Origin of the sequence: Enterobacter sp. JUb54 (genome assembly GCF_014298075.1) — a bacterium.
Lineage (GTDB): Bacteria > Pseudomonadota > Gammaproteobacteria > Enterobacterales > Enterobacteriaceae > Klebsiella > Klebsiella lignicola.
The window spans coordinates 378,093-403,303 of sequence record NZ_CP060418.1 but is presented as its reverse complement, the minus strand read 5'-3'; the positions used below and the strand labels follow the sequence as shown (position 1 = coordinate 403,303).

Sequence of the window (25,211 nt, the reverse complement as noted above, 5' to 3'; positions counted from 1 at the left end):
TGAAATATTCAACACCCAGAAGAGGTATTACCCACTGGAATTATATAAAATTAATCATTATTAATAATGGCATTGTAATTCATAAAACAAATATATAGATCGTTGTTGGCACCAAGGCAGAATGAAAGAGACACTCCATCAAGTCAATATGTTTATATTAAAAGTAATCTACTTATAAAATAAATGAGATCTGGATAATAAAACCCACACAAGGATATAATCGCCGGCAGATTAAACGGAGGTGTCGTTTGCGCAGATACATTGAAATAGCAAATATAATAAGAGAAAGGATATTAAATAAAATATATCTCCAGGGTGCAAAAATCCCCTTTGGTCACCAGTTGTGTCATGAATTCAGCTGTAGCAAAATCACGTTGAATAATGCGCTGGATATTCTGGTCAACGAAGGTTTTATTACCCGTCAGCGTGGGCTGGGGACCGTGGTCAAAACCGCAACGCCGCCGCAGGCCTTCGCCGCCGGGCACAGCGCCTCGCCGATTATGGGGCTCAGCACCTTTCATCGCGCACAGGGGGGCTGTGTCAGCAGCCATCTACTGGAATTTGGGATTGCCAACCCGCCGGAAGAGATCGCCGGGCAGTTGGCGATGCAGGGTGAGCAATATGCCTGGCATTTTCGTCGCGTGCGCTTTGTTGACACCCAGGCGCTGTCCATTGAGGAGACGTGGATCCCGCTGCGCATTCTGCCTGACCTGACGCGCCTTGATGCGCTGGGCTCTATCTATCAGTATGTCGAGACGCGGCTGCATAAAGTACCGACCAGCAGCCACACCTGGTTTTACTCTTTGCCCAGCGACGATGAAGCGCAGGAGTGGCTAAAGCTACAGCCCCATGAACCGGTGAGCGTGACGCGCTCGGTGACCTACCTCAACGACGGGCAGCCGCTGGAGTATTGCACCAGCCGCTACCACTATCAGCGATTTAATTACAACGCCGTGGTCCAGCATCATGATAATTAGCCCTGCCCCGCTTCGCAGTGCGCTTTCACCTCTTCATACAATAAACGCACCGCGGCGGAGAGCTGCTTGCGGTGCGGGCAAATCATATTCAGCGGCACCAGGTCGCCCTGGTAGTGCGGTAACAGCACCTGCAGACGCCCGGCGCGAATATCGTCTCTGACATCCAGCGCCGACTTATAGGCAAAACCCTCCCCGGCTATCGCCAGTCGGCGGATCACCTCGGCATCGTCGCTGACGATGGCGCCGGAAACCTGGATATGTTCCACCACGCCGTCAAGGCTGACCGGCCAGCGATCGAACTGCCGCCCGCGCAGCACGTACAGCAGCGCATTGTGCTGTGCCAGCGCCTGAGGCGTTTGCGGCTCGCCATGTTCGGCAATCCACGCCGGAGAGGCCACCAGCACCCGGCGGTTTTCCGGCGCGACGGGCAGTGAAATAAACGAAGCATCGTCGTTGTCGCCGTAGCGAAAGGCGACATCCACCGGGTCTTTAAACACATCGGTGCGGTGATCGGAAAAGAGGATCCGCAGCTTCAGCGCCGGGTGACGCTGGCGAAACGCCCGAAAGACGGTCAGCAGCAGATTGCGCCCAAGGTCGGAGGGCACCGCGATTTGCAAGGTGCCGCGCACTTCATCATCCGGCACCTGAATTTTTTGTAACCCGGCATGAAGCGTATCGAGCATCTGGATGGCATAGGGCAGCCAGGTCTCCCCTTCCGGGGTGAGGCGCAAGCTGCGGGTAGAGCGCGCAAACAGGCGAATATTGAGCATGGTCTCCAGGCGCTTAATCGCCGCACTGACCTGCGCCGGCTGCTGCCCGACCTCCCGCGCGGCGTCGCTGAAACTGCCTAAGGCCGCCGCCCGAACAAATAACGTCAGATCTTCCAGTCTGAACATAGACACTCCCGAATCCAGATCTCCGGATTGTTCTCAAAACGGGCGCGATTCGCCCAATCAGGCACCCTGCCCATCGTTTTCTTACATATTTAACGCAACCAACGCTTGCCATCCCCGCCATGCTTCAGGAATGATACGAGGCTGCGATTTTGTGTCCAGGGTAATCCAGGATAATAATGAGGAAAATATGCGCAAGACAAAAATGATGCTTCTGGGCGTCCTGTTGGCCAGCACCAGCACCGTATGGGCGGCTTCCAGCGGCCCGCAAAAATTCGAACTTGATGGTTTCACCGCAGACTTCACCCAGTTTCGCGTCGGAGACACCGTACCACCGCTGTATCTCACTCCGGAATACCACATCAAGCAGTGGCAGCAGCGTAACCTGCCTGCGCCGGATGCCGGCACCCACTACACCTATATGGGCGGCAGCTACGTGCTGATCACCGATACTGAAGGGAAAATCGTCAAAATTTATGACGGCGAGATTTTCTATCAGCATTGATGGCTGAGCGCATCGTCAGCGATGGCGCCAACGAAAACGCCCTGCCCTTTTCCTGCCAGCGCTGGCGCAGAGAAGGACAGGGCGTTGTCTTATCCGCCGGCGTTACACCGCGCGGAAGGCAATCTCGCTGGGAATAACTTCCCCTTGCCAGTAGAGCTGTGCCGCCACTCTTCCCGCCAGCTGACGGTAGATGTCGGTGAACTCGCTTTCCGGACGGGCCACGACGGTCGGCGTGCCGTTATCGAGGTCTTCGCGCAGGTTGATATGCAGCGGCAGCTGGGCCAGCAGCTGAGTATGGTATTTCTCTGCCAGTTTCTCGGCACCGCCGGTGCCAAAGATAGCCTCATGGTGCCCACAGTTGCTGCAAATATGCATGCTCATGTTTTCCACGATGCCTAATACCGGCACTTCTACCTTCTCGAACATCACGATGCCTTTCTTCGCATCGATCAGCGCAATATCCTGCGGCGTGGTCACCACAACCGCCCCGGTCACCGGAATATTCTGCGCCAGGGTCAGCTGAATGTCGCCGGTGCCTGGCGGCATATCCAGCACCAGATAGTCGAGATCCGGCCACATTGTCTCCTGCAGCATTTGCAGCAGCGCTTTGCTGGCCATCGGCCCGCGCCACACCATGGCGTTATCGTCGGTCACCAGGTAGCCGATGGAGTTGGTGGCAAGACCAAAGCGCATAATCGGCGCCATGTGGGTGCCGTCAGGCGAAGTAGGACGCTGATCTTCCGCCCCGAGCATGTTAGGAATCGACGGGCCATAAATATCGGCATCGAGGATCCCGACCTTCGCCCCTTCCGCAGCCAGCGCCAGCGCGAGGTTGACCGCCGTGGAAGATTTACCGACCCCACCTTTACCGGAGCTGACGGCGATAATATTTTTAACCCCGTTGATACCCGGCTGGTTTTTCACCCGCTTCAGCGTGGCGATGCTGTGCGTCAGCTTCCAGTCGATCGCCTGGGCGCCGGTGATGCGCAGCAGATCGGCACTGCATTGCTCTTTTAAATCCTCAAAGGCGCTGTGCCAGACGAACGGCATTTGAATCTCGATATGCACGGTATCGTCGAGCCAGGCGACGTGGTGCAGTGCCTTCAGCGCGGTGAGGTTATGCTTCAAAGTGGGGTGCTGGAAATTAGCCAACGTTCCGGCGACCATCGCACGCAGACGTTCGGGGGATTTGGCCTGGGATTGTGAATTCATCCCGACTCCTTTGTTGTTATGAGCTGCTTTCAGTATGGCTGAGTTTACCACAGCTGAGGATTATCCATATATGGTCAGCCATTTATGGCGCACCCATTACCCTTTTGGTAATATCAGAAGCCCTTTTTACAACAGAAGATGTAATGCCCACTATGACTCAAGTCGCGAAGAAAATTCTGGTAACGTGCGCACTGCCGTACGCCAACGGCTCTATCCACCTCGGCCACATGCTGGAGCACATCCAGGCTGATGTCTGGGTCCGTTACCAGCGAATGCGCGGCAACGAGGTCAATTTTATCTGCGCCGATGACGCCCACGGCACGCCGATTATGCTGAAAGCCCAGCAGCTTGGCGTTTCTCCGGAGCAGATGATTGACGAAATGAGTCAGGAGCATCAGACCGATTTTGCTGGCTTCAACATTAGCTACGACAACTACCACTCGACGCACAGCGACGAGAACCGTGAGCTGTCAGAGCTTATCTACGGTCGCCTGAAAGAGAACGGTTTTATCAAAAACCGCACCATCTCTCAGCTCTACGATCCGGAAAAAGGCATGTTCCTGCCGGACCGTTTCGTCAAAGGCACCTGTCCGAAGTGCAAATCACCGGATCAATATGGCGATAACTGTGAAGTCTGCGGCGCGACCTACAGCCCGACCGAGCTGATCGACCCGAAATCCGTGGTCTCCGGCGCAACTCCGGAAATGCGTGACTCCGAGCACTTCTTCTTCGACCTGCCGTCCTTCAGCGAAATGCTGCAGGCGTGGACCCGCAGCGGTGCGCTGCAGGAGCAGGTTGCTAACAAGATGCAGGAGTGGTTCGAGTCTGGCCTGCAGCAGTGGGATATCTCCCGCGATGCGCCGTACTTTGGCTTCGAAATTCCAGGTGCGCCAGGCAAATACTTCTACGTCTGGCTGGATGCGCCGATCGGCTACATGGGGTCGTTCAAGAACCTGTGCGACAAGCGCGGCGACACCACAAGCTTCGATGAATACTGGAAGAAAGACTCCAGTGCCGAGCTGTATCACTTCATCGGCAAAGACATCGTCTACTTCCACAGCCTGTTCTGGCCAGCGATGCTGGAAGGCAGCAATTTCCGTAAACCCACCAACCTGTTTGTGCACGGCTACGTGACGGTGAACGGTGCGAAGATGTCCAAATCGCGCGGCACCTTTATCAAAGCCAGCACCTGGCTGAACCACTTCGATGCCGATAGCCTGCGTTACTACTACACCGCGAAGCTCTCTTCACGCATCGATGATATCGACCTGAACCTGGAAGACTTCGTCCAGCGCGTCAATGCCGATATCGTCAACAAGGTGGTGAACCTGGCATCGCGCAACGCCGGCTTTATCAACAAGCGTTTTGACGGCGTGCTGTCGGCTGAACTGGCCGATCCGGCGCTGTACAAAACCTTCACCGATGCCGCGCAGACCATTGGCGAAGCGTGGGAAAGCCGTGAATTCGGCAAAGCCATCCGCGAGATCATGGCGCTGGCCGACGTGGCGAACCGCTATGTTGACGAGCAGGCTCCGTGGGTGGTGGCGAAACAGGAAGGCCGCGATGCCGACCTGCAGGCCATCTGCTCAATGGGCATCAACCTGTTCCGCGTGCTGATGACCTGGCTGAAACCGGTTCTGCCGACCCTGTCCGAGCGCGTTGAAGCGTTCCTCAACTGTGAACTGAGCTGGGATGCTATCCAGCAGCCGCTGCTGTCGCACAAGGTGAACACCTTCAAAGCGTTGTACAACCGCATTGACATGAAGCAGGTTGAAGCCCTGGTGGAAGCCTCTAAGGAAGAAGTGAAAGCGCTGAACAGCGCGCCGGTTACCGGCCCGCTGGCTGACGACCCGATTCAGGAAACCATCACCTTTGACGATTTCGCCAAAGTCGATATGCGTATCGCGCTGATTGAAAACGCCGAATTTGTCGATGGTTCCGATAAGCTGCTGCGCCTGAGCCTCGACCTCGGCGGCGAGAAACGCAATGTCTTCTCCGGCATTCGTAGCGCTTACCCGGACCCACAGGTGCTGATTGGTCGCCTGACGGTGATGGTCGCCAACCTGGCGCCGCGTAAAATGCGTTTCGGCATCTCTGAAGGGATGGTGATGGCGGCAGGCCCTGGCGACAAGGATATCTTCCTGTTAAGCCCGGATAGCGGCGCCAAACCTGGTCAACAGGTAAAATAATCTCCGCATCAAGCGCTGCTCCGGCAGCGCTTTTTTTTGTCCATCGTTACTGTCGCAGGTCGGGACAACTCAGCAAGAGAAACTCAAGGTTTGGCGTGGACGCGTTCGGCCAGGCCGCGCAGGAAATAGCGCAGGAACTGGTCGCCGCACTCGCGGAAGTTTTTATGCTCCGGCGCGCGCATCATGGCGGTAATTTCTGGCATCGAAACGCGGAACTTCTGCTGGGTCAGAATGGCGAGGATGTCATCGGTCTTCAGCGAAAACGCGATGCGCAGCTTTTTCAGCACCACATTGTTATTCACCCGGCGCTCAACCGCCAGCGGCGGTGCCGACTCGTCTTTGCCGCGTTTGTCATAAATCAGGCCGTTGAGGAAAATCGACAACATAATGTCCGGGCAGCGCTGGAAGCCATCTTCTTCTTCCTTTTTCAGCCACGGGACCAGCTGCTCTGCGCTGACGACGGAATCGCCCAGCGCAAAAATACGCACCAGGTCGTTATTATTGCTTTTCAGGATGTAGCGCAGGCTACGTAAGATATCGTTACTGATCATAATGCCTTCATGATGAAAAATGCTGGCGCTAAGTCTATCACGATTCAGGCGTATTACAGCCCAATCGCCTCTTTCAGATTTTTTAAGTAGCGCCGGCTCACCGGCACCGTTTGCCCGGCCCGCATCAGCAGTTCCGCCTGGCCGTTCTCCTCCAGACGGATCTCCTTCAGGTGCGCCATGTTCACCAGGTACTGGCGATGGCAGCGCAGCAGCGGCGTGCGGTTCTCCAGCGTTCGCAAGGTCAGCTCGGTGAAGCCCTCTTTCCCTTCGCGGTCGGTGACGTAGATTCCGCTCATCCGGCTGCTGACGAACGCCACATCTTCCATTTGCAGCAGCCAGATGCGGCTGTGGCCGGTGCAGGGGATGTATTTCAACGCCTGTTGGGTATCGTCGAGCAGCGAGATATCCTGCAGGCTGCGCTCCTGGCGCAGACGGGCCAGGGTCTTCTCCAGCCGCGGCGCCTCGATGGGTTTGAGCAGATAATCAAACGCATGCTCTTCAAAAGCTTTCACCGCGTACTCGTCAAAGGCGGTGAGAAACACGATGTAAGGCCGGTGCTCCGGGTCCAGCATCCCGACCATTTCCAGACCGCTGATCCGCGGCATCTGGATGTCGAGAAACAGCACGTCCGGGCGCAGCTTGTGCACCGCGCCGATGGCTTCTACGGCATTGCCGCACTCGCCGACAATCTCAATCTCGCCGGCGGATTCCAGCAATACGCGCAGGTTCTCACGTGCCAGCGGCTCATCATCAACTATCAACACTTTTAACACGCGTTCTCCTCCAGAGGCAGTCGCAGCGTGACGCGGGTGAAACGCTCCGCTTCACAGGTGACGGTAATGCCGCAGTCGGCGCCGAAGCGCGCCCGTAAACGTCTGTCCACCAGGCTCATACCCAGCCCGCTGGCGTTGGGATTGTCCTGGTACAGTCCGGCATTATCTTCGATATCCAGCTGCAGCCAGCGGTCGTTCTGGCTGGCGCGAATGGTAATTTCCCCGACCCCGAGATGCTGCGACGTACCGTGCTTAATGGCATTTTCTACGATCGGCTGTAGCGTAAACGCCGGTAGCTGATGGTGGGCCAGCGCCTCGGGCACCAGCATCTGAATCTGCAGGTTGGCCTGGAAACGCGCCTTCTCAATTTGCAGATAGGCGTTCACATGTTCAATTTCATCGGCCAGGGTCACGACCTCCGAAGGCCGCTTGAGGTTTTTACGGAAGAAGGTCGACAGATACTGCACCAGCTGCCCGGCCTGATCGCTGTCGCGGCGGATCACCGCCTTCAGGGTGTTTAAGGCATTAAACAGAAAATGGGGGTTCACCTGCGCATGCAGCAGTTTGATCTCCGACTGCGTCAGCAGCGCCTTCTGCCGCTCGTACTGCCCGGCCAGAATTTGCGCCGACAGCAGCTGGGCAATCCCCTCCCCCAACGTACGGTTGATGGAGCTGAACAGGCGGTTTTTCGCTTCATATAATTTGATGGTGCCGATGACCCGTTGATTTTCGCCGCACAGCGGGATCACCAGCGTCGAGCCCAGCTTGCAGTTGGGGTGAATCGAGCAGCGATACGGGACCTCGTTGCCGTCGGCGTAGACCACCTCGCCGCTATCAATCGCCTTTTGCGTATAGGATGACGAGATCGGCTTGCCGGGCAGGTGGTGATCGTCGCCAATGCCGGTAAACGCGAGCAGCTTGTCGCGGTCGGTGATGGCCACCGCGCCAATATCGAGCTCCTGGATCAGCACCTGCGCGACCTTCATGCTGTTCTCTTCGTTAAACCCCTGGCGCAGGATCCCCTCCGTCGAGGCCGCGACCTTCAACGCGGTGGCAGAGAAAGCCGAAGTGTATTTCTCAAACATCGCCCGCTTATCCAGCAGGATACGCATAAACAGCGCGGCGCCGACCGTGTTGGTGACCATCATCGGCGCGGCGATGCTTTGCACCAGATGCAGCGCATTGTCGAAGGGACGGGCGATCAGCAGGATAATCAGCATCTGCACCATCTCGGCGAAGAAGGTGATCGCGCCGGCGGTGAGCGGGCTGAACACTTTATCCGAACGTCCCCGTTTGACCAGCACGCTGTGGACCAGACCCCCCAGCAGCCCCTCCACGATGGTGGAGACCATACAGCTCAGCGCCGTCATCCCGCCAAGGGAGTAACGATGCAGCCCGCCGGTGAGGCCTACCAGGCCGCCGACGACCGGGCCGCCGAGCAGGCCGCCCATGACCGCACCGATGGCGCGCGTATTGGCAATGGAGTCTTCGATATGCAGACCAAAATAGGTCCCCATAATGCAGAAAATGGAGAAGGTGACGTAGCACAGCAGCTTATGCGGCAGGCGGACGGTGACCTGCATCAGCGGAATGAACAGCCGCGTCTTGCTCATCAGCCACGCGATGACCAAAAACACGCACATCTGCTGAAGCAGCAGCAACACCAGATCGAACTCGTACATACCCGCAGACCACACTTCACTTGAAAGCGCGTAACATACACCGCCGGGTCAAAACTTTCTTTGAAGCCACCGAGGAAAATGAAAAATCATGGTCAGGATCACACTTCTTAGCCGCCCACCTCTCGCCACTTGAACAAAAAATGAACAAACATATCGTCTTCGGCAAACAGCTTCTACAGTTATAAGGGAAGCAACTGCGGGAGGGATTTATGGCGCTTTATACGATTGGTGAAGTGGCTCAGCTCTGCGACATCAACCCCGTGACGTTACGCGCCTGGCAGCGGCGCTATGGACTGCTGAAACCTCAGCGCACCGACGGCGGCCATCGCCTGTTTAATGAACAGGAAATTGACCGTATCCGCGAAATTCAACGCTGGATTGACGCGGGCGTTCAGGTGGGCAAAGTCAAAACCCTGCTCAACGATAACGATCATCAGGAGGAGGATGGCTGGCGGGAACAGCAAGAGATCCTGCTGGGCTATCTGCACGACGGCAGCTATCACCGCTTGCGGCTGTGGATTAAAGAGCGCAGCCACAGCTACTCCGCCCAGACGCTGGTTAACCAGCTGTTTATTCCTTTGCGCCATCGTCTGCTCAGCCCTCAGCCCACCCTCACCGCCCTGCGCAGCATCCTTGATGGCGTACTGATCAACCATATTGCCCACAGTCTCGCCAGCGCCTACAAACACGCCGGCAGCCATGCGCTGGTGCTCGGCTGGAATATCGACGATACCACCCGGATGTGGCTGGAGGGCTGGATTGCCAGTGAACAGGGCTGGCGGGTCGACGTTGTGCCGCACTCGCTGCCGCAGATTCGCCCCGAGCTGTTTCCCGACAGCACCCTGCTGGTGTTGTGCGGCGAGAGCCCGACCCAGGCGCAGCAGGATCAACTGCAGGCCTGGCAGCAGCAGGGTCACGTTATCTGGCTAAATAGCAATTAATGTTTTATTAACACCTGAGCTTCACCGTATAATCCCTCCGTTAACATCAGGAGCCTATTATGAAGCCAGCGAAAATCGCGGTCATTACCCTATTCTTATTCATGGCCATCGGCGGGATCAGCGGCGTGATGCTTGCCGGTTATTCGTTTATTGTTCGTGGCGGTGTCGGCTGATCCAGCGGTTCAGCCGTTCAAATCCGCGGTCGACGACGATCGCCGCCAGCGCCACCAGCAGCGCACCCTGCAGTACATAAGCAGTGTTGAACCCGCTAAGGCCGATGACAATCGGCGTTCCGAGCGTATTCGCCCCGACCGTTGAGGCGATAGTTGCCGTGCCGATATTAACGATGGTCGAGGTCCGGATACCGGCCAGCATCACCGGTGCGGCCAGCGGCAGTTCGACCTTGATAAGCCGCTGCCAGCCGGTCATCCCCATTCCCTGAGCGACCGCCACCGCACCCGGCGGCACAGCGCTTAACCCGGCCAGTGTCCCCTGCAATACCGGCAGCACGCCGTACAGCGCCAGCGCAATCAGCGCCGGCTGCCAGCCAAACCCCATGACCGGCACCGCAATCGCCAGCACCGCCACCGGCGGAAAAGTTTGCCCCATCGCCGCTATCGTCTCCACCAGCGGGCGAAACTCACGCCCCGCGGGACGCGTCACCGCTACGCCGGCCCCGACGCCCACCACCGTCGCCGCCAGGCTCGAAAGCGCCACCAGCCAGCAATGGGCCCACGTCAGCGACAGAAAGCTCTGCTGCTGATAGACCGGGCGCGGCAGTTCGGGAAACAGGGCGCTGAAGAGCGGCGCGCTGTAGGGCAGCAGCAGCAAGATGGCGATAAACAGCGCCAGCAGCCACAGCAGCGGATCACGAAGCAGACGGATGGCGCACCTCCTTGCCGAGCAGGTCGGCAAAATGCAGCGTCCCGCAGGCTTGTCCCTGCTCATCCACCACCGGCAGCACCTCACAGCGATGGGTAATAAACTGCGAAAGCGCTTCGCGCAGCGTCATCGTTACCTGCAGCGTATCCCCGGCCAGCCGCTCATCGCGGCGCAGGTACTCCCCGACGCCGCGCAACGCCAGCAGCCGGACGCCCAGCTCGCTGTGGCCAAAAAACGTCTCCACGAAGGCATTTTGGGGATTCAGCAGCATCTGCAGCGGTTCGCCCTGCTGCACCACTTCGCCGCCGTCCATTAATACCAGATGGTCCGCCAGCCGCAGCGCTTCATCCACATCGTGGGTCACGAGGACGATGGTCCGCCCCAGCAGCCGGTGAATGCGGATCATCTCCTGCTGGAGCGCGTCGCGGGTCACCGGGTCGAGGGCGCCAAACGGCTCGTCCATCAGCAGGACGTCAGGATTGGCAGCCAGCGCCCGCGCCACCCCAACCCGCTGCTGCTGGCCGCCGGAGAGCTGATGCGGGTAACGAGCACCCAACGCCGGGTCCAGCCCCAGCAGCGCCATCAGCTCATCAACCCGCGCGGCGATCTGCTGTCGCGACCACTTTTGCAGTTGCGGGACGGTGGCGATGTTCTGCGCCACCGTCCAGTGAGGAAACAGGCCGATCGACTGAATGGCGTAGCCCATCCGTCGGCGCAGCGCCAGCACCGGCTGCTGGCGAATATCCTGCCCGGCAAAGCGCAGGCTGCCGCTATCATGCTCGACCAGCCGATTGATCATTTTCAACGTGGTGGATTTACCCGATCCGGAAGTACCAATCAGGACCGAGAAGGCGCCTTCACGCAGATGCAGGTTGAGATTTTTTACCGCCGGCTGCCCGGCGAAGGATTTGCTGACCCCGTCAAATTCAATCATCTGCCTCTCCTTTCAGTAACGCGCCCCACAGCGCAAACAGCGCATCGACCACCACCGCAAGGGCAATGGTCGGGATCACTCCCAGCAGCACCAGATCCAGGGCGCTGCTCAACAGCCCCTGGAACACCAGGGTGCCGAACCCGCCGGCGCCAATCAGCGCCGCCACTACCGCCATACCAACGGTTTGCACGCTCACCACGCGCAGGCTGCGCAACAGCACCGGCAGCGCCAGCGGCAGCTGTACCGACCTGAAGCACTGTCCGCGGCTCATCCCCATCGCCACCGCGCTCTCCAGCGCGTCGCGCGGCACCTGCTGCAGGCCGGTGACCACGCCACGCACCAGCGGCAGCAGGGCATACAGCACCAGCGCAATCAGCGCTGGCGCCATCCCGGTACCGGAAATACCCCGCGCCGCGAGCCAGGGAAAGTGATGGGCAAGACCGGCCAGCGGTGCGATCAGCAGGCCAAACAGCGCCACGGAGGGCACGGTCTGAATAATATTGAGGAAGGTAAACACCGGCGCCTGCCAGCGGGGCCGGCGCCAGATGGCGATGCCCATCGGCAAACCGATCAGCAATCCCGGCAGCAGCGTGCCAAACAGCAGCGTCACGTGCTGGTACAGCGCCGCATCGAAAACATCCTGACGGTTGGCGTACTCTTTCAGCAGCGATAGCTGATCCAGCGCACCGGTGGTCAGCAGCACACAGGGGATCAGCCAGATCTGGGCATTGAGCAGCCAGCGCCAGAGCGCCCGGGAAGTCAGGCGGCGGATGGCATCGCTGGCAATGAGCAGGCAGAGCGCCAGCGCCAGCCACAGGCCGCTGCCCGGCGAGGTACGCGCCAGCGCAGAACCCTCCTGCGCCAGTTGAGTCGCCACCTGCCCGGCCCCCCACAGCTGGAGCGGCAGCAGCGCGTCGGCCACCAGCAAGGTCAGCAGCAGCGGCCCACGGCCTGCTCGCCAGCACAGGAGCATCAGCAGCAGCGCCCCGCCGACCTGCAGCGTCAACAGCCAGCGGCAATCCTGCCATAGCCAGCGACCCTCTCCGGATAACAGGCGATTAGGCGCATAGTTGACGAACGGCAAGGCCACCGCCAGCAGCAGGACGCAGGCCAGCAGCAGCACGACACGGTTATAACAACGAATAGCCACCCGGGATCTACTTCAACAGCCCTTTTTGCTGCAGATAATCAGCGGCCACTTTTTTGGCGTCCCGCCCTTCTACGGCAATGCTGGCATTCAGCTGTTGCAACGTTTTTTCATCGAGGCTGGCAAACACCGGCTGCAGCCATTCGGCAATCTGCGGATAGGCTTTCAGCACCGCCTCGCGGACCACCGGAGTCGGGGCGTAAATCGGCTGTACGCCCTGCGGATCGCTGAGGGTTTGTAACCCCAGAGCAGCAACCGGGCCGTCGGTTCCGTAGGCCATCGCCGCATTGACGCCGGAGGTTTGCTGCGCCGCCGCTTTGATGGTCACCGCGGTATCGCCGCCCGCCAGCGACAGCAGCTGGTCCTGATTAAGCGAGAAACCGTAGGCTTTCTCAAAGGCCGGGAGCGCATCGGGACGTTCGATAAATTCGGCGGAGGCCGCCAGCTTGAAGGCACCGCCGCTGTGCAGATAACGGCTGAGATCCGCCAGTGACTTGAGGTTATTTTTTTCAGCCAGATCCTGACGCACGGCTATGGTCCAGGTGTTGTTCGCCGGTGCCGGGGTGAGCCAGATAAGCTTATTCTGCTCTGCATCGAGCTTTTTCACCTTCTCGTAGCCCTGCCGGGCGTTTTTCCACGCCGGATCGTTCTCCTGCTTAAAGAAGAAGGCGCCGTTGCCGGTATATTCTGGATAAATGTCGAGTTCACCCGCCGTAATCGCCCCGCGCACCACCGGGGTGGTCCCGAGCTGCACTTTATTGACGGTCTTCACCCCGTGGCTCTCCAGCACCTGCAAAATAATATTGCCCAGCAGCGCCCCTTCCGTATCGATTTTTGAGCCAACTTTGACCGGCTCCGCCGCCTGAAGCGGCAGACTTATCAGCGCGGCCAGCGCCAGCGCAGCGCGCCATTTCGTTGCCATATCCATCCCGCTATCCTCATTATTTTGCGCTCCATTTTCAGAAGCTTAAGAGAAAAGCGTAGCCTATTTGACCGCTGAACGAAAAAAGAAAAGGCCGATTAATCGGCCTTTTAGGGGAGTTCCGGCCGTATGACCGGGAGGATCAGATTAGCGTAATTCGAACTCGCTCTGCTTCACGCGGGCGGAGTCAACGCCAATAAAGACGTTGAATTTGCCCGGTTCGGCGTCGTATTTCATTTTCTGGTTCCAGAACTTCAGCGCATTAATCTCAATCGGGAAGCTGACGGTTTGCGTCTCACCCGGTTTGAGGTTCACGCGCTGGAAACCACGCAGCATTTTCACCGGTCGGCTCATTGAGGCGGTGACGTCCTGCAGATAGAGCTGAATGACCGTCGCCCCTTCGCGTTTACCGGTGTTGGTCACCTGCACGCTGGCGGTAACGCTGCCGTCGCGTGTCATGGTCGGCGCCGACATTTTCACGTCGGATACGCTAAAGGTGGTGTAGCTCAGGCCGTAACCGAACGGATACAACGGGCCGTTGGCCTCGTCAAAGTAGCGCGAGGTGTATTTATTCGGCTTGTCGGCGTTGTACGGACGGCCGGTATTGAGGTGGCTGTAGTACACCGGAATCTGTCCCACCGAGCGCGGGAACGACATCGGCAGTTTACCCGACGGGTTGGCATCGCCGAACAGCACATCGGCAATGGCGTTGCCGCCTTCGGTCCCGGCAAACCAGGTTTCCAGCATCGCGTCAGCCTGCTGGTCTTCTTTGACCAGCGCCAGCGGACGACCGTTCATCAGCACCAGCACCAGCGGCTTACCGGTGGCCTTCAGCGCGCTAATTAAATCACGCTGGCTCTGCGGCAGATTAATATCGGTACGACTGGAGGCTTCGTGGGCCATGCCCTGCGCCTCGCCGACCACCGCCACCACGACGTCGGACTGTTTCGCCGCGGCCACCGCTTCGTCAATCATCGCCTGCGGCGAGCGCGGGTCAACCTGCACCGCTTTCTCGTACAGATTAAGGAAATCGACAATGCCGCTATCGTTGGTGATGTTGGCGCCGCGGGCATAAACCACCTTGCCTTTGTCACCCAGCGCATCTTTGATGCCAGTCAGCACGGTGACCGACTGATCCGCCACGCCCGCCGCCGACCAACTGCCCATCATGTCACGCTTGCTGTCTGCCAGCGGTCCCACCACCGCAATGGTGCCCGATTTTTTCAGCGGCAGCGTCTCGAGGCGGTTTTTCAGCAGTACCAGGCTTTGCCGGGCAACCTCGCGAGCCTCTTTACGATGCAGACGGCTTTCGGCGTTGGTGTCCTGGGGGTCGGAATCTTTCGGCCCGAGGTGGCTGTACGGGTCGTTAAACAGCCCCATATCATATTTGACGTTCAGCACGTGGCGCGTGGCGTCATCCAGCTCCGCCATCGTCACTTTGCCGGATTTCACCAGCCCCGGCAGGTATTTACTGTAGTACTCGTCGCTCATGCTCATGTTGATGCCCGACTTCAGGGCCACCCGCACCGCATCTTCCGGGTCGGAAGCAACGCCGTGTTTAATCAGCTCCTTGATGGCACCGTGATCGGAGACGGTGATGCCTTTAAAGCCCCAGTCGTCGCGCAGGACCTCTTTCAGCAGCCAGGCGTCGGAAGTGGCCGGGGTACCGTTCAGCGAGTTCAGCGCCACCATGACCGCCCCGCTACCGGCATCCAGCCCGGCTTTGTAAGGCGGCATGTAATCGTTGAACAGGCGCTGCGGGCTCATATCAACGGTGTTGTACTCTTTTCCGCCCTCTACCGCGCCATAGGCGGCGAAGTGCTTCACGCTGGTCATCACCGAGTAGCGATCCGCCGGGCTTTTGCCCTGCATCGACTCGACCATCGCCTGGCCCATCATGGTGGTTAAATAGGTATCTTCCCCGAAACCTTCCGAGGCGCGGCCCCAGCGCGGATCGCGCGAGACGTCTACCATCGGCGCCCAGGTCATGTTCAGGCCATCGTCGGCGGCTTCATAGGCCGAAATACGGCCCACGGTATTGACCGCATCGAGGTTAAATGAAGAGGCCAGGCCGAGGCTTATCGGGAAGACGGTGCGCTGGCCGTGGATCACGTCATAGGCGAAAAACAGCGGGATCTTCAGGCGGCTGAGCTGCATGACCTGATCCTGCATGATGCGGATATCCGAGCGGGTGACGGTGTTAAAAATGGCCCCGACCTGGCCGTCTTTAATCATCTCGCGGATCGCCTCTTTCGGGTTATCCGGCCCGACGCTGATCAGCCTGAGCTGGCCGATTTTTTCATCGACGGTCATTTTCTTGAGCAGTTCGCTCACGAAGGCATCCCGCGCCTGCGGGGTCAAGGGGTGATTGCCGAACAGTTCATCCGCCAGAGCGGGTTGCAGCGCCAGACTAACGGCGACGCCAATCGTACAGAGCCATTTCATTGTTATCTCGCTTTCTCTCAGGCCGGGATCACGGCAAAACATAATAAAAACCGCAGTTTGCCATATATATAAACAAGACGCCTGCAGAATGCTAAGGTTCTTCTCTGAAATTCGACACATTCCTGCACAATATTGTCATACAAAGCGCTATGCTTAGAGCCTGACCCAGTAGGCTATTTTATTTGCCATTTCGGCCCTGGGCAGTGCTCACAATCCTCACGTACTACGTGTACGCTCCGGTTATTCCGCGCTGTCCGTGTCCAAACTGGCTGCAACAATTACGCCTACCGGGGCAGGCTCTTAATCCCGATATTTTCGGTACCACCACAAGGAGTGGATCATGTCATCTGCAACACCTTCGAATAATCATGATTTTCTGGCGGAACTGGCAAGACTGGTCGGCACTTCCCACCTGTTAACCGATCCGGCCAAAACCCAGCGCTACCGTAAAGGTTTCCGCTCAGGCCAGGGCGATGCGCTGGCGGTGGTCTTTCCGGGAACGCTGCTGGAACTGTGGCGGGTGCTGAACGCCTGCGTGAACGCCGATAAAATTATTCTCATGCAGGCGGCAAACACCGGGCTGACTGAAGGCTCGACCCCCAGCGGCAACGATTACGATCGCCAGATAGTGATTATCAGCACCCTGCGCCTCGATAAACTGCATCTGCTGGACAAAGGCGAACAGGTGCTGGCCTTCCCGGGCACCACGCTCTATTCGCTGGAAAAAGCGCTGAAGCCGCTGGGCCGTGAGCCGCACTCGGTGATCGGATCTTCCTGCATCGGCGCGTCGGTGATCGGCGGGATCTGCAATAACTCCGGCGGCTCGCTGGTGCAGCGCGGCCCGGCCTACACCGAGATGTCGCTGTTTGCCCAGATTGACGAAAACGGCAAGCTGCGGCTGGTGAACCACCTGGGAATCGATCTGGGCACTACGCCGGAGCAGATCCTCAGCCGTCTCGACGACGACCGCGTGAGCGATGGCGACGTGCTGCACGATGGCCGCCACGCCCATGACCACGATTACGTAACCCGGGTGCGCGATGTCAATGCCGACACGCCGGCACGCTACAACGCCGACCCGGATCGCCTGTTTGAATCGTCCGGCTGCGCCGGCAAGCTGGCGGTGTTCGCCGCGCGTCTCGACACCTTCCCGGCAGAAAAGCGCCAGCAGGTCTTTTACATCGGCAGCAACGATCCTGCGGTACTGACCGAAATTCGCCGCCATATCCTCGCAGAGTTTGCACATTTGCCGGTGGCGGGCGAATACATGCACCGCGATATCTACGATATTGCCGAGCGCTACGGTAAAGACACCTTCCTGATGATCGACAAGCTCGGCACCGACAAGATGCCGTTCTTCTTCACCATGAAAGGCCGCGCCGATGCCATGCTGGATAAAGTGTCGCTGTTTAAGCCGCACTTTAGCGACCGCTTCATGCAGAAGCTGGGGCACGTTTTCCCGGCGCACCTGCCGGAGCGCATGAAAACCTGGCGTGATAAATACGAGCATCACCTGCTGTTGAAAATGGCCGGGGATGGTATCGAAGAGGCGCAGACCTGGCTTAAAGGGTACTTCGAGCAGGCCGAAGGGGATTTCTTCGTCTGTACCCCGGAAGAAGGCAGCAAAGCATTTCTTCACCGCTTCGCCGCCGCTGGGGCCGCGATTCGTTATCAGGCGGTCCATGCTGATGAAGTCGAAGATATTCTGGCGCTGGATATTGCCCTGCGTCGCAACGACAGCGAATGGTTTGAGCATCTGCCGCCGGAAATCGACAGCCAGCTGGTCCACAAGCTCTATTACGGCCACTTTATGTGCCACGTGTTCCATCAGGATTACATCGTGAAAAAAGGCGTCGATGCCCATGCGCTGAAAGAACAGATGCTTGAGCTGCTGAAGCAGCGCGGGGCGCAGTACCCGGCCGAGCATAACGTCGGGCACCTGTATGAAGCCGCGGATAGCTTAAAACAGTTCTACCGCCAGAATGACCCGACCAACAGCATGAACCCGGGCCTCGGTAAAACCAGCAAGCAGAAGTACTGGGGCGAACGCCCGCAGAGCGAAAATAACGTCGCGGAATAGCCATCATCGCAGATGACGCGTAACGGGATTCTGTATTACGCTGCACGCCGGAGAAACGCTTCTCCGGCAAACCTGGTTAAGGAGTCCCCCTCATGTCCGAAGCGGATATGTTACACGGCGCTGAGTTAGAGATCCGCGAAGCCCTGCCCGATGACGCTCACGCTATTGCAGCGCTGTACGTCTGGCACGTACTGAATGGACGCGCATCCTTTGAAGATATTCCCCCCACCGTCGATGAAATGCGTAAGCGGATTAAGACGGTGCGTGATAACGGGCTGCCGTGGCTGGTGGCCCTGTGGCGCGGCACCATTGTCGGCTACTGCTATGCGACGTTTTACCGCCCTCGCCCCGCCTACCGCTACACCCTCGAAGAGTCGATTTATGTCGAATCGGGTATGGGCGGGCGCGGGATCGGCAGCGCCCTGCTGGCGCAGCTGATTGAGAAGTGCGAGCAGGGTCCGTGGCGGCAGATGCTGGCGATCATCGGCGATGGTCACAACAATGCCGGTTCGCTGGCGATTCACAAAAAATTTGGCTTCACCGTGGCCGGTCAGTTGCGCAGCGTGGGCTATAAGATGGGAGACTGGCGCGATACGTTAATCATGCAGCGCCAGCTGGGTGAAGGCGATTTAACCATACCGGAATAAAAAAACCCCCGTCCGCTGCTGCGGGCCGGGGGTAGAGGCATTAATCGTTTTGCGCCGTCTGCGCGCCACCTTTCAGCATCGCATCCGCCATCTGGGCTTCACGCTGCTTTTTGTAGCTCAGCGCGGAGGCCGGCACCGGCATCACCTTCCCGGTTTCAACCCACGTACGCAGGCGGCTGGCATCGGCAAAGTGGGTATATTTGCCGAAGGCATCCATCACCACCAGCGCCACCGGACGCTGATTAATCACCGTGCGCATCACCAGGCAATGGCCCGCGGCGTTGGTAAAGCCGGTTTTGGTCAGCTGGATATTCCAGTTGTCGCGATAGACCAGATGGTTGGTGTTGCGAAACGGCAGCGTATAGGCCGGATGGGCAAATGTCGCAGTATCTTCTTTGGTCGTACTCAACTGACCAATCAACGGATACTGTTCGGTCGCAATCAGCAGTTTCGTCAGGTCACGGGCGGTCGAGACGTTATGAATCGACAAGCCCGTTGGCTCAACGTAACGGGTATGGGTCATGCCCAGCGCCTGGGCCTTGGCGTTCATGGCGCGGATAAAGGCGTCGTAGCCCCCAGGATAGTGGTGGGCAAGGCTTGCGGCGGCGCGGTTTTCTGAGGACATCAGCGCCAGCAGCAGCATATTGCGGCGGCTGATTTGGCTGTTCAGGCGCACGCGTGAATAGATACCTTTCATCTCTGGCGTATGGCTGATATCCACGGTCAGCATTTCGTCTAACGGCAGATGCGCATCCAGCACCACCATCGCCGTCATCACTTTGGTAATGGACGCAATCGGTCGCACCAAATCAGGCTGGCTCTGGTAGACAATTTTTTTGCTGGCAAGATCAACGATCATCGCGCTACCGGAGGCAATATCCGGCTGCAAGGCCGTCGCGGCGGCGGGGGTTTTTGCTATCGCCTGGGGCGCAAAAGGCACAGCCAGGAGCAAGGTCAGGCTGAGCAAAGAAACTCGAAATTTCGGCATCATGATCATTCGTGAAAGTATTTTTGCACGTTATGAACGTACGCTGCGGCGCCGGGATGTGGGCGACGCTGGCAGGACCTATCATACCGTGCACTGGCGGGATCTGACTAATAAGAATCGTGAGCAAATGCTGCATTGCCGACATAAAAATCCATTTATGTCGGCAATGCATACCCAAAATAATTCGACTGACTTGTCGGCGGCAAACCGTTCATGCCAGCCGATTCTGTGGTTACCGAGGATTAGAAGAGTCGGTAACCGTACCCCCAGAGGATCACGGTGATCGCCAGCAGCACCTCGAGCACCAGCACCCCGATCGCCAGGGTCGAGCTGGCAAAGCTCAGCCCCTCTTCTTTGTTGATGTTCAGGAAGGTCGGAATACCGAGATACAGCAGATAACCGGTGTAAAACAGCGCTACCGTACCCACCAGCGCACACAGCCAGACCAGCGGATAGAGCGCCACCAGCCCGCTCATAAACAGCGGCGTCGCCACGTAACCGGCGAACACCATGCAGCGTTTAAGCGACGGGCGTTGCGGATAGCTTCTCGCCATCCACCAGATGATCCTCCCCATCACCGCCACCCCGGCCAGCATCACGGCATAGAACACCACCGCCAGCGCCAGCCCCGTCAACAGCGACAGTTGTACCACGTTACCGTCGCCAAAATTCCAGCCAAGTTGCGTGGTACCAATAAACGCGCAAATCACCGGAACCGCAGCCATCACCAGCACATGGTGCGTATAGTGGTGCGAAATGGTCTCATTTTCGCTTTTGATGACGCTCATTTCCTGATTAGGATGAGCGAACAATCCCCAGACATGGTTCATAGCATCCCCCTTGTCACGGCTTCGTACAGCACTGATCCAAGTATAATTCACTCTGAGAGATTAGTTTGTGTACAGCTATAAAAATGCACTTCACCGCGTTTTAACTCGCAGGGTGTATGATTAACAGATTGATGAGAATGATCTTCCCTGCTTTGTGCTGCCAGACCGACCGAAAGCGGTCGAGCGCCATCCAGCCTGAAGCCAAAGCAACAATGGAGTTTTTCTGTGTATGGATATCAATAACCTGATCTCCCAATATGGCTACGCTGCGCTGATCGTCGGCAGCCTGGCGGAGGGTGAAACCATCACCCTGTTGGGCGGCGTCGTGGCGCATCAGGGATTGTTAAAATTTCCACTGGTGGTTATCTCGGTCGCGCTGGGCGGGATGATTGGCGATCAGCTGCTGTACCTGTTGGGCAGGCGATTTGGCGGTCGTCTGCTGCGGCGTTTTTCACGCCACCAGGCGCGGATCCACAAAGCGCAGCGCATGATTCAGCGCCGCCCTTACCTGTTCGTGATTGGCACCCGTTTTATGTACGGTTTTCGGGTGATTGGCCCGCTATTGATCGGCGCCAGCCGCCTGCCGCCCAAAGTCTTTTTGCCGCTCAATATTCTCGGCGCGCTGGTCTGGGCCCTGCTGTTCACCACCCTGGGTTATCTGGGAGGCGAAGCGATTGGACCCTGGCTGCATCATCTTGATGGCCATCTGAAGCACGGGATCTGGCTGATTCTGGTGGTGGTCCTGGTGGCGGGCGCTCACTGGTGGTTCCGCCGCCGGGAAGCGAAAAAGAAGCCCTAGCGGGTAACCATTAAGCAGCGACCGGGGTCTCCCCCGGCCGCGTCAGCTGTAATGTTAGCTGTGGTGTTAGCTGGATTTTTGTGGGGTCTGGTGATAGCCGCCGCCCAGCGCGGAGGTCAGCTGAATGCTGGCATCCAGCCACTGGCCGTGCAGGCGCAGCGCCGTAATTCGCTCCTGCAGCGCGGGGAGTCTGGCTAAGCTGACTCGCGACCCCGCCAGGATCCCGGCTTCCATACGCGCCTGCGCCAGGTTCACCGTACGCTGAGCGTCTTTTTCAACCTGCTGCTGCTGCTGGTTCTTCTCCATCAGAGTCTCAACCTGGCTGGCAGTCTTCGCCACCTGATTGACCGCATCCACCACCGCTTTGTTGTACTTCGCCACCGACAAATTATTCTGCGCGCTGGCAATGTCGAGGTTAGCGTTGAGCCTGCCGCTATCAAAGATAGGCAGCGTCAGCCCGGCGGAAAGCCCCATCTGCTGTGCAGAGTGGCGGAACAGATCGCTTAAGTGCAGCGCATCCTGTTGCAGGAACGCCATCAGGTTGATGTCCGGATAGAACGCCGCTTTCGCGGCATCCACTTCGCTCAGTGAGGCTTCGATATACCAGTGCGCCTCCTGCAGATCCGGGCGCCGCGCCAGCAGTTCATAGCCCAGCTCCGTCGGCATTTGCGCGCTGACTTCCGGGAGATTAGCCACTTTCAGATTCAGCGACTGGCTTTGGCTGTTGGTCAACGCCATCAGACGCGCTTCGATCTCTTTCATGCTGCCGGCAACGTCGGTCAGCTGCTGATCGGTTTTGCTGACATTAATGTCGTTTTCAGCCCCTTCAGCAGAGTTGGTGATCCCGCGCTGATACAGCGCCTGGTCGACGTTAACAATATTGTTTTGTTCGCTTTTAACCTGCTGCAGCACGCTCTTCACCGCTGCTTCGGTCTGCCACTGCCAGTAAAGTCGCGCCACGCTGCTGGCCAGCAGCTCGCGGGTCTGCGCCTCTTCGGCGATTTGCGCTTTGACCTCACCAATGCGCGCTTTCACCAGCGCGCGGTTTTTACCCCACAGGTCCAGATCCCAGCCTGCGGTCAGGCCAAAGGTGCCGTTGGTGTACCAGGGACCGGTATTCCCGTCGGTGTCGGTGGCAAACGGCCCCATCAGCCCTTCGGCCGACATTTTCTGTCGTTCAACGTTGGCGGAAAAATCCATCTCTGGCCCAAGATTGGCTTGCGACATGCGCGCCTGCGCTTCCGCCAGCTTGATGCGCTGCTCGGCAATCTGCATATCCGGGGCATTCGCCAGCGCACGCTGGATAAGGCTGTTCAACTGCGGGTCGTGGTAATCCTGCCACCAGTTACTTTGCGGCCAGCCATTTTTAACGGCGGCGGGGAGATCCATGGACACATGAGAGGCAGGTGTCTGCTGCTGCGGCGGATTGCCAATATCATGGGACGGCGCGCAGCCAGCCAGAGCGATGACCAGGGGAATCCCGGCCAACACGCTTTTTCTCAACGTTAGATTCATTAGACAGGTCAGATTACGAAAAAAGGTTGGTTATAATAAGTTAATTGAAACTGGCCCGTTTAGTAAAGCGTGTGACTAAAAATCAGGGTAATTAAAAATACACAAATAATTCATGGAGTGATTATGAGTCAAAATATTTATGATGATCCTGATTTTTTTGCAGGATATGCCACTCTCGACCGCTCGATAAAAGGGCTCGACGGCGCGCCGGAATGGCCTGCCATTCAGCAGATGCTGCCCGCATTAGCTGGCCTGCGGGTAGTGGATCTTGGCTGCGGCTACGGCTGGTTTTGCCGCTGGGCGCGTGAACAAGGCGCCACACAGATTACCGGGATCGATATTTCCAGCCGCATGCTTGACCGCGCGCGCGACATGGGCACGGCGGGCGACATTGATTACCGCTGCGAAGATCTGCAGGCCCTCACTCTGCCCGCCGGCAGCTGCGAACTGGTCTACAGCTCGCTGGCGCTGCACTATCTTCCTGACGTCGCGCCGCTGTTTGCCACGATTTATCAGGCCCTGACGCCGGGCGGTACGCTGCTGTTTTCCGCCGAACACCCGATCTACACCGCCCCGCTACGCCAGGGCTGGCAGGTGGACGACGTCGGTCAAAAGAACTGGCCGGTCAACCACTATCAGCAGGAGGGGGAGCGCATCAGCAACTGGTTTGCCGACGGCGTGAAGAAACAGCATCGTAAGCTGGCCAGCTGGATAAACCTGCTGGTCGCCGCCGGTTTTGTCATTGAACATCTTGATGAGTGGGGACCGACGGCGGAGCAAATCGCCGCTCAGCCGGAACTGGAGGAAGAGCAGGAGCGACCGATGATCTTCCTGCTGCGCGCCCGTAAACCAGCATAAACGCCCGGCGGCCCGGGAGTTCCGGGCCGCAACGGATGGCGAGGCTTAGTCTTTTAAGCTGGCACCGTGACTGCCAATCACTTCTTTGTACCAGTAGAAGCTGTTCTTTTTGCTCCGCGCCAGGGTGCCGTTGCCCTGGTCGTCGCGATCGACATAGATAAAGCCGTAGCGCTTGGACATCTCCGCTTTTGAGGCGCTCACCAGGTCGATAGGCCCCCAACTGGTAAAGCCCAGCAGCTCCACGCCGTCGTCGATCGCTTCCCGCGCCTGCACCAGATGGTCGTTGAGGTAGCTGATGCGGTAATCGTCCTGAATCGAACCGTCCGCCTCAACCTTGTCTTTCGCGCCGAGACCATTCTCCACAATAAACAGCGGCTTTTGATAGCGATCCCACAGCACGTTCAGCAGCGTCCGCAGGCCCAGCGGGTCAATCTGCCAGCCCCATTCGGAGCTGGCCAGATGCGGGTTCGGCACCATGCTGAGAATATTGCCGCGCGCTTTCTTATTCAGCTCTTCGTCAGCGGTGACGCAGCCGGTCATGTAGTAGCTAAAGGAGATGAAATCCACGGTGGATTTCAGGGCCTCACGGTCGGCATCGGTGATGCTAATCGTCATTCCCTGGTCGCGGAAATAGCGCAGCATATAGCCCGGATAGCTTCCGCGGCACTGCACATCACCGAAGAACTGCCAGCTGCGGTTCTGCTGCAAGGTTTCAAACACATCTTCCGGCTTACAGCTTAACGGGTACATTAAGCCGCCGAGCAGCATATTGCCGATTTTGCCCTCGGGGACAATCTCATGGCAGGCTTTGACCGCCAGGGCGCTCGCCACCAGCTGATGGTGGATCGCCTGATAAACCGCTTCCTTACTGCTGCCTTCCGGCAGGCCGACGCCGGTCATCGGCGCATGGAGCGACATATTGATTTCGTTAAAGGTCAACCACAGTTTGACCTGGTCTTTGTAACGGGCAAATACCGTGCGGGCGTAACGTTCGAAGAAGCCGATCACCTCCCGGCTGCCCCAGCCGCCGTAGTTTTTCACCAGCGCCCACGGCATTTCATAGTGCGATAAGGTCACCAGCGGAGTGATATTGTGCTGCGCCATTTCGGCAAACAACCGGTCGTAAAACGCCAGCCCGGCTTCATTAGGCTCGGCATTGTCGCCGTCGGGGAAAATACGCGTCCAGGCAATCGACACCCGCAGGCAGTTGAACCCCATTTCGGCGAACAGGCTGATATCTTCCGGATAGCGATGGTAGAAATCGATCGCGATATCTTTGATCCCGCTGTCGCCCGGCACGCGCTCAACAACCTCGCCAAAGACACCGTGCGGCTGGACGTCCGAGGTGGATAATCCTTTGCCCTCTTCCAGATAAGCGCCTTCTACCTGATTGGCAGCGGTCGCGCCGCCCCATAAGAAGGTCTGTGGAAATGTCTTCATC

General features: G+C 58.1%; 23 protein-coding genes. 9 read left to right on the top strand and 14 right to left on the bottom strand.

What is annotated here, in order from left to right; all coding sequences use genetic code 11:
- Positions 1-248 precede the first annotated feature (248 nt).
- The gene (locus HF679_RS01795) at positions 249-977 is read left to right on the top strand and encodes a GntR family transcriptional regulator (protein ID WP_123755119.1); all 729 of its coding nucleotides are present in this window, start codon (positions 249-251) and stop codon (positions 975-977) included.
- On the opposite strand, the gene HF679_RS01790 is transcribed toward HF679_RS01795, so the two are convergent.
- Positions 974-1,873: a LysR family transcriptional regulator gene (locus HF679_RS01790; protein ID WP_154144226.1), complete on the bottom strand. Its 900-nt coding sequence runs from the start codon at positions 1,871-1,873 to the stop codon at positions 974-976. The genes HF679_RS01795 and HF679_RS01790 overlap by 4 nt on opposite strands.
- 187 nt (positions 1,874-2,060) lie before the next feature.
- Between HF679_RS01790 and HF679_RS01785 the strand changes: the two genes are divergently transcribed.
- Positions 2,061-2,375, top strand: coding sequence for an RcnB family protein (locus HF679_RS01785; RefSeq protein ID WP_123755121.1), 315 nt, complete (start codon positions 2,061-2,063; stop codon positions 2,373-2,375).
- Positions 2,376-2,477: 102 nt separating this feature from the next.
- Here HF679_RS01785 and apbC read toward each other — a convergent pair whose 3' ends face one another.
- Entirely contained in the window at positions 2,478-3,587 is a 1,110-nt protein-coding gene (gene apbC, locus HF679_RS01780; RefSeq protein ID WP_123755122.1) for an iron-sulfur cluster carrier protein ApbC, read from the bottom strand.
- Positions 3,588-3,739: 152 nt separating this feature from the next.
- Between apbC and metG the strand changes: the two genes are divergently transcribed.
- Complete coding sequence (metG, locus tag HF679_RS01775; RefSeq protein WP_123755521.1) at positions 3,740-5,776, top strand: methionine--tRNA ligase; 2,037 nt, start codon at positions 3,740-3,742, stop codon at positions 5,774-5,776.
- Positions 5,777-5,859: 83 nt separating this feature from the next.
- On the opposite strand, the gene HF679_RS01770 is transcribed toward metG, so the two are convergent.
- The 3 genes from HF679_RS01770 to HF679_RS01760 are packed head-to-tail and all read right to left on the bottom strand — an operon-like array spanning position 5,860 to position 8,782.
- Entirely contained in the window at positions 5,860-6,327 is a 468-nt protein-coding gene (locus tag HF679_RS01770) for a DUF1456 family protein (protein WP_123755123.1), read from the bottom strand.
- A 53-nt stretch (positions 6,328-6,380) separates the two neighbouring features.
- Entirely contained in the window at positions 6,381-7,100 is a 720-nt protein-coding gene (btsR, locus tag HF679_RS01765; RefSeq protein ID WP_123755124.1) for a two-component system response regulator BtsR, read from the bottom strand.
- Positions 7,094-8,782 carry a sensor histidine kinase gene (locus tag HF679_RS01760; protein WP_123755125.1) on the bottom strand — a complete coding sequence of 563 codons (1,689 nt, stop codon included), beginning with the start codon at positions 8,780-8,782 and terminating at the stop codon, positions 7,094-7,096. Before HF679_RS01760 ends, btsR begins: the two co-directional genes overlap by 7 nt.
- A gap of 209 nt (positions 8,783-8,991) precedes the next feature.
- On the opposite strand from HF679_RS01760, the gene HF679_RS01755 reads away from it, so the two are divergent.
- The gene (locus HF679_RS01755; protein WP_154144224.1) at positions 8,992-9,723 is read left to right on the top strand and encodes a MerR family transcriptional regulator; all 732 of its coding nucleotides are present in this window, start codon (positions 8,992-8,994) and stop codon (positions 9,721-9,723) included.
- Between the two features lie 59 nt (positions 9,724-9,782).
- Positions 9,783-9,896: a protein YohO gene (locus tag HF679_RS01750; RefSeq protein ID WP_071844955.1), complete on the top strand. Its 114-nt coding sequence runs from the start codon at positions 9,783-9,785 to the stop codon at positions 9,894-9,896.
- On the opposite strand, the gene HF679_RS01745 is transcribed toward HF679_RS01750, so the two are convergent.
- From HF679_RS01745 to bglX, 5 genes are all read right to left on the bottom strand, one after another.
- On the bottom strand, positions 9,871-10,608 hold the full coding sequence (locus HF679_RS01745) for an ABC transporter permease (protein ID WP_123755522.1): 738 nt from the start codon (positions 10,606-10,608) through the stop codon (positions 9,871-9,873). The two genes, HF679_RS01750 and HF679_RS01745, sit on opposite strands and share 26 nt — an antisense overlap.
- The gene (locus HF679_RS01740; protein ID WP_187042530.1) at positions 10,592-11,539 is read right to left on the bottom strand and encodes an ABC transporter ATP-binding protein; all 948 of its coding nucleotides are present in this window, start codon (positions 11,537-11,539) and stop codon (positions 10,592-10,594) included. Before HF679_RS01740 ends, HF679_RS01745 begins: the two co-directional genes overlap by 17 nt.
- Positions 11,532-12,689: an ABC transporter permease gene (locus HF679_RS01735; protein WP_123755128.1), complete on the bottom strand. Its 1,158-nt coding sequence runs from the start codon at positions 12,687-12,689 to the stop codon at positions 11,532-11,534. Before HF679_RS01735 ends, HF679_RS01740 begins: the two co-directional genes overlap by 8 nt.
- 7 nt (positions 12,690-12,696) lie before the next feature.
- On the bottom strand, positions 12,697-13,614 hold the full coding sequence (locus HF679_RS01730; RefSeq protein WP_123755129.1) for an ABC transporter substrate-binding protein: 918 nt from the start codon (positions 13,612-13,614) through the stop codon (positions 12,697-12,699).
- 141 nt (positions 13,615-13,755) lie between these two features.
- A complete protein-coding gene (gene bglX, locus HF679_RS01725; RefSeq protein ID WP_123755130.1) occupies positions 13,756-16,053 on the bottom strand; it encodes a beta-glucosidase BglX in 2,298 nt (765 codons plus the stop codon).
- 340 nt (positions 16,054-16,393) lie between these two features.
- Here bglX and dld point away from each other — a divergent pair, with 340 nt between their 5' ends.
- On the top strand, positions 16,394-18,133 hold the full coding sequence (gene dld, locus HF679_RS01720; RefSeq protein WP_123755131.1) for a D-lactate dehydrogenase: 1,740 nt from the start codon (positions 16,394-16,396) through the stop codon (positions 18,131-18,133).
- Between the two features lie 92 nt (positions 18,134-18,225).
- Positions 18,226-18,780: a GNAT family N-acetyltransferase gene (locus tag HF679_RS01715; protein WP_123755132.1), complete on the top strand. Its 555-nt coding sequence runs from the start codon at positions 18,226-18,228 to the stop codon at positions 18,778-18,780.
- A gap of 40 nt (positions 18,781-18,820) precedes the next feature.
- On the opposite strand, the gene pbpG is transcribed toward HF679_RS01715, so the two are convergent.
- Both pbpG and HF679_RS01705 read right to left on the bottom strand, forming a co-directional pair.
- Positions 18,821-19,771 carry a D-alanyl-D-alanine endopeptidase gene (gene pbpG / locus HF679_RS01710; protein WP_174507852.1) on the bottom strand — a complete coding sequence of 317 codons (951 nt, stop codon included), beginning with the start codon at positions 19,769-19,771 and terminating at the stop codon, positions 18,821-18,823.
- A gap of 239 nt (positions 19,772-20,010) precedes the next feature.
- Positions 20,011-20,598 carry a Yip1 family protein gene (locus HF679_RS01705; protein ID WP_123755133.1) on the bottom strand — a complete coding sequence of 196 codons (588 nt, stop codon included), beginning with the start codon at positions 20,596-20,598 and terminating at the stop codon, positions 20,011-20,013.
- Positions 20,599-20,827: 229 nt separating this feature from the next.
- Here HF679_RS01705 and HF679_RS01700 point away from each other — a divergent pair, with 229 nt between their 5' ends.
- The gene (locus HF679_RS01700; protein WP_123755134.1) at positions 20,828-21,397 is read left to right on the top strand and encodes a DedA family protein; all 570 of its coding nucleotides are present in this window, start codon (positions 20,828-20,830) and stop codon (positions 21,395-21,397) included.
- Between the two features lie 66 nt (positions 21,398-21,463).
- Here HF679_RS01700 and mdtQ read toward each other — a convergent pair whose 3' ends face one another.
- Entirely contained in the window at positions 21,464-22,912 is a 1,449-nt protein-coding gene (mdtQ, locus tag HF679_RS01695) for a multidrug resistance outer membrane protein MdtQ (protein WP_123755135.1), read from the bottom strand.
- Between the two features lie 123 nt (positions 22,913-23,035).
- Here mdtQ and HF679_RS01690 point away from each other — a divergent pair, with 123 nt between their 5' ends.
- Positions 23,036-23,770, top strand: a complete 735-nt coding sequence (locus tag HF679_RS01690; RefSeq protein WP_123755136.1) for a class I SAM-dependent methyltransferase — start codon at positions 23,036-23,038, stop codon at positions 23,768-23,770.
- Between the two features lie 45 nt (positions 23,771-23,815).
- Here the strand turns inward: HF679_RS01690 and HF679_RS01685 are convergent, their stop codons facing one another.
- Positions 23,816-25,210 carry a glycoside hydrolase family 1 protein gene (locus HF679_RS01685; protein WP_187042529.1) on the bottom strand — a complete coding sequence of 465 codons (1,395 nt, stop codon included), beginning with the start codon at positions 25,208-25,210 and terminating at the stop codon, positions 23,816-23,818.
- Between the last annotated feature and the right edge of the window lies 1 nt (position 25,211).

Excerpts from the sequence above, each read along its gene's own strand:
- dld (WP_123755131.1), top strand. The coding sequence starts at position 16,394 with ATGTCATCTGCAACACCTTCGAATAATCATGATTTTCTGGCGGAACTG.
- HF679_RS01730 (WP_123755129.1), bottom strand. The coding sequence starts at position 13,614 with ATGGATATGGCAACGAAATGGCGCGCTGCGCTGGCGCTGGCCGCGCTG.
- HF679_RS01685 (WP_187042529.1), bottom strand. The coding sequence starts at position 25,210 with ATGAAGACATTTCCACAGACCTTCTTATGGGGCGGCGCGACCGCTGCC.
- HF679_RS01705 (WP_123755133.1), bottom strand. The coding sequence starts at position 20,598 with ATGAACCATGTCTGGGGATTGTTCGCTCATCCTAATCAGGAAATGAGC.
- HF679_RS01750 (WP_071844955.1), top strand. The coding sequence starts at position 9,783 with ATGAAGCCAGCGAAAATCGCGGTCATTACCCTATTCTTATTCATGGCC.
- HF679_RS01785 (WP_123755121.1), top strand. The coding sequence starts at position 2,061 with ATGCGCAAGACAAAAATGATGCTTCTGGGCGTCCTGTTGGCCAGCACC.
- HF679_RS01740 (WP_187042530.1), bottom strand. The coding sequence starts at position 11,539 with ATGATTGAATTTGACGGGGTCAGCAAATCCTTCGCCGGGCAGCCGGCG.
- apbC (WP_123755122.1), bottom strand. The coding sequence starts at position 3,587 with ATGAATTCACAATCCCAGGCCAAATCCCCCGAACGTCTGCGTGCGATG.
- HF679_RS01755 (WP_154144224.1), top strand. The coding sequence starts at position 8,992 with ATGGCGCTTTATACGATTGGTGAAGTGGCTCAGCTCTGCGACATCAAC.
- HF679_RS01690 (WP_123755136.1), top strand. The coding sequence starts at position 23,036 with ATGAGTCAAAATATTTATGATGATCCTGATTTTTTTGCAGGATATGCC.
- HF679_RS01715 (WP_123755132.1), top strand. The coding sequence starts at position 18,226 with ATGTCCGAAGCGGATATGTTACACGGCGCTGAGTTAGAGATCCGCGAA.
- HF679_RS01770 (WP_123755123.1), bottom strand. The coding sequence starts at position 6,327 with ATGATCAGTAACGATATCTTACGTAGCCTGCGCTACATCCTGAAAAGC.
- metG (WP_123755521.1), top strand. The coding sequence starts at position 3,740 with ATGACTCAAGTCGCGAAGAAAATTCTGGTAACGTGCGCACTGCCGTAC.
- HF679_RS01790 (WP_154144226.1), bottom strand. The coding sequence starts at position 1,873 with ATGTTCAGACTGGAAGATCTGACGTTATTTGTTCGGGCGGCGGCCTTA.
- HF679_RS01700 (WP_123755134.1), top strand. The coding sequence starts at position 20,828 with ATGGATATCAATAACCTGATCTCCCAATATGGCTACGCTGCGCTGATC.
- pbpG (WP_174507852.1), bottom strand. The coding sequence starts at position 19,771 with ATGATGCCGAAATTTCGAGTTTCTTTGCTCAGCCTGACCTTGCTCCTG.
- HF679_RS01760 (WP_123755125.1), bottom strand. The coding sequence starts at position 8,782 with ATGTACGAGTTCGATCTGGTGTTGCTGCTGCTTCAGCAGATGTGCGTG.
- bglX (WP_123755130.1), bottom strand. The coding sequence starts at position 16,053 with ATGAAATGGCTCTGTACGATTGGCGTCGCCGTTAGTCTGGCGCTGCAA.
- mdtQ (WP_123755135.1), bottom strand. The coding sequence starts at position 22,912 with ATGAATCTAACGTTGAGAAAAAGCGTGTTGGCCGGGATTCCCCTGGTC.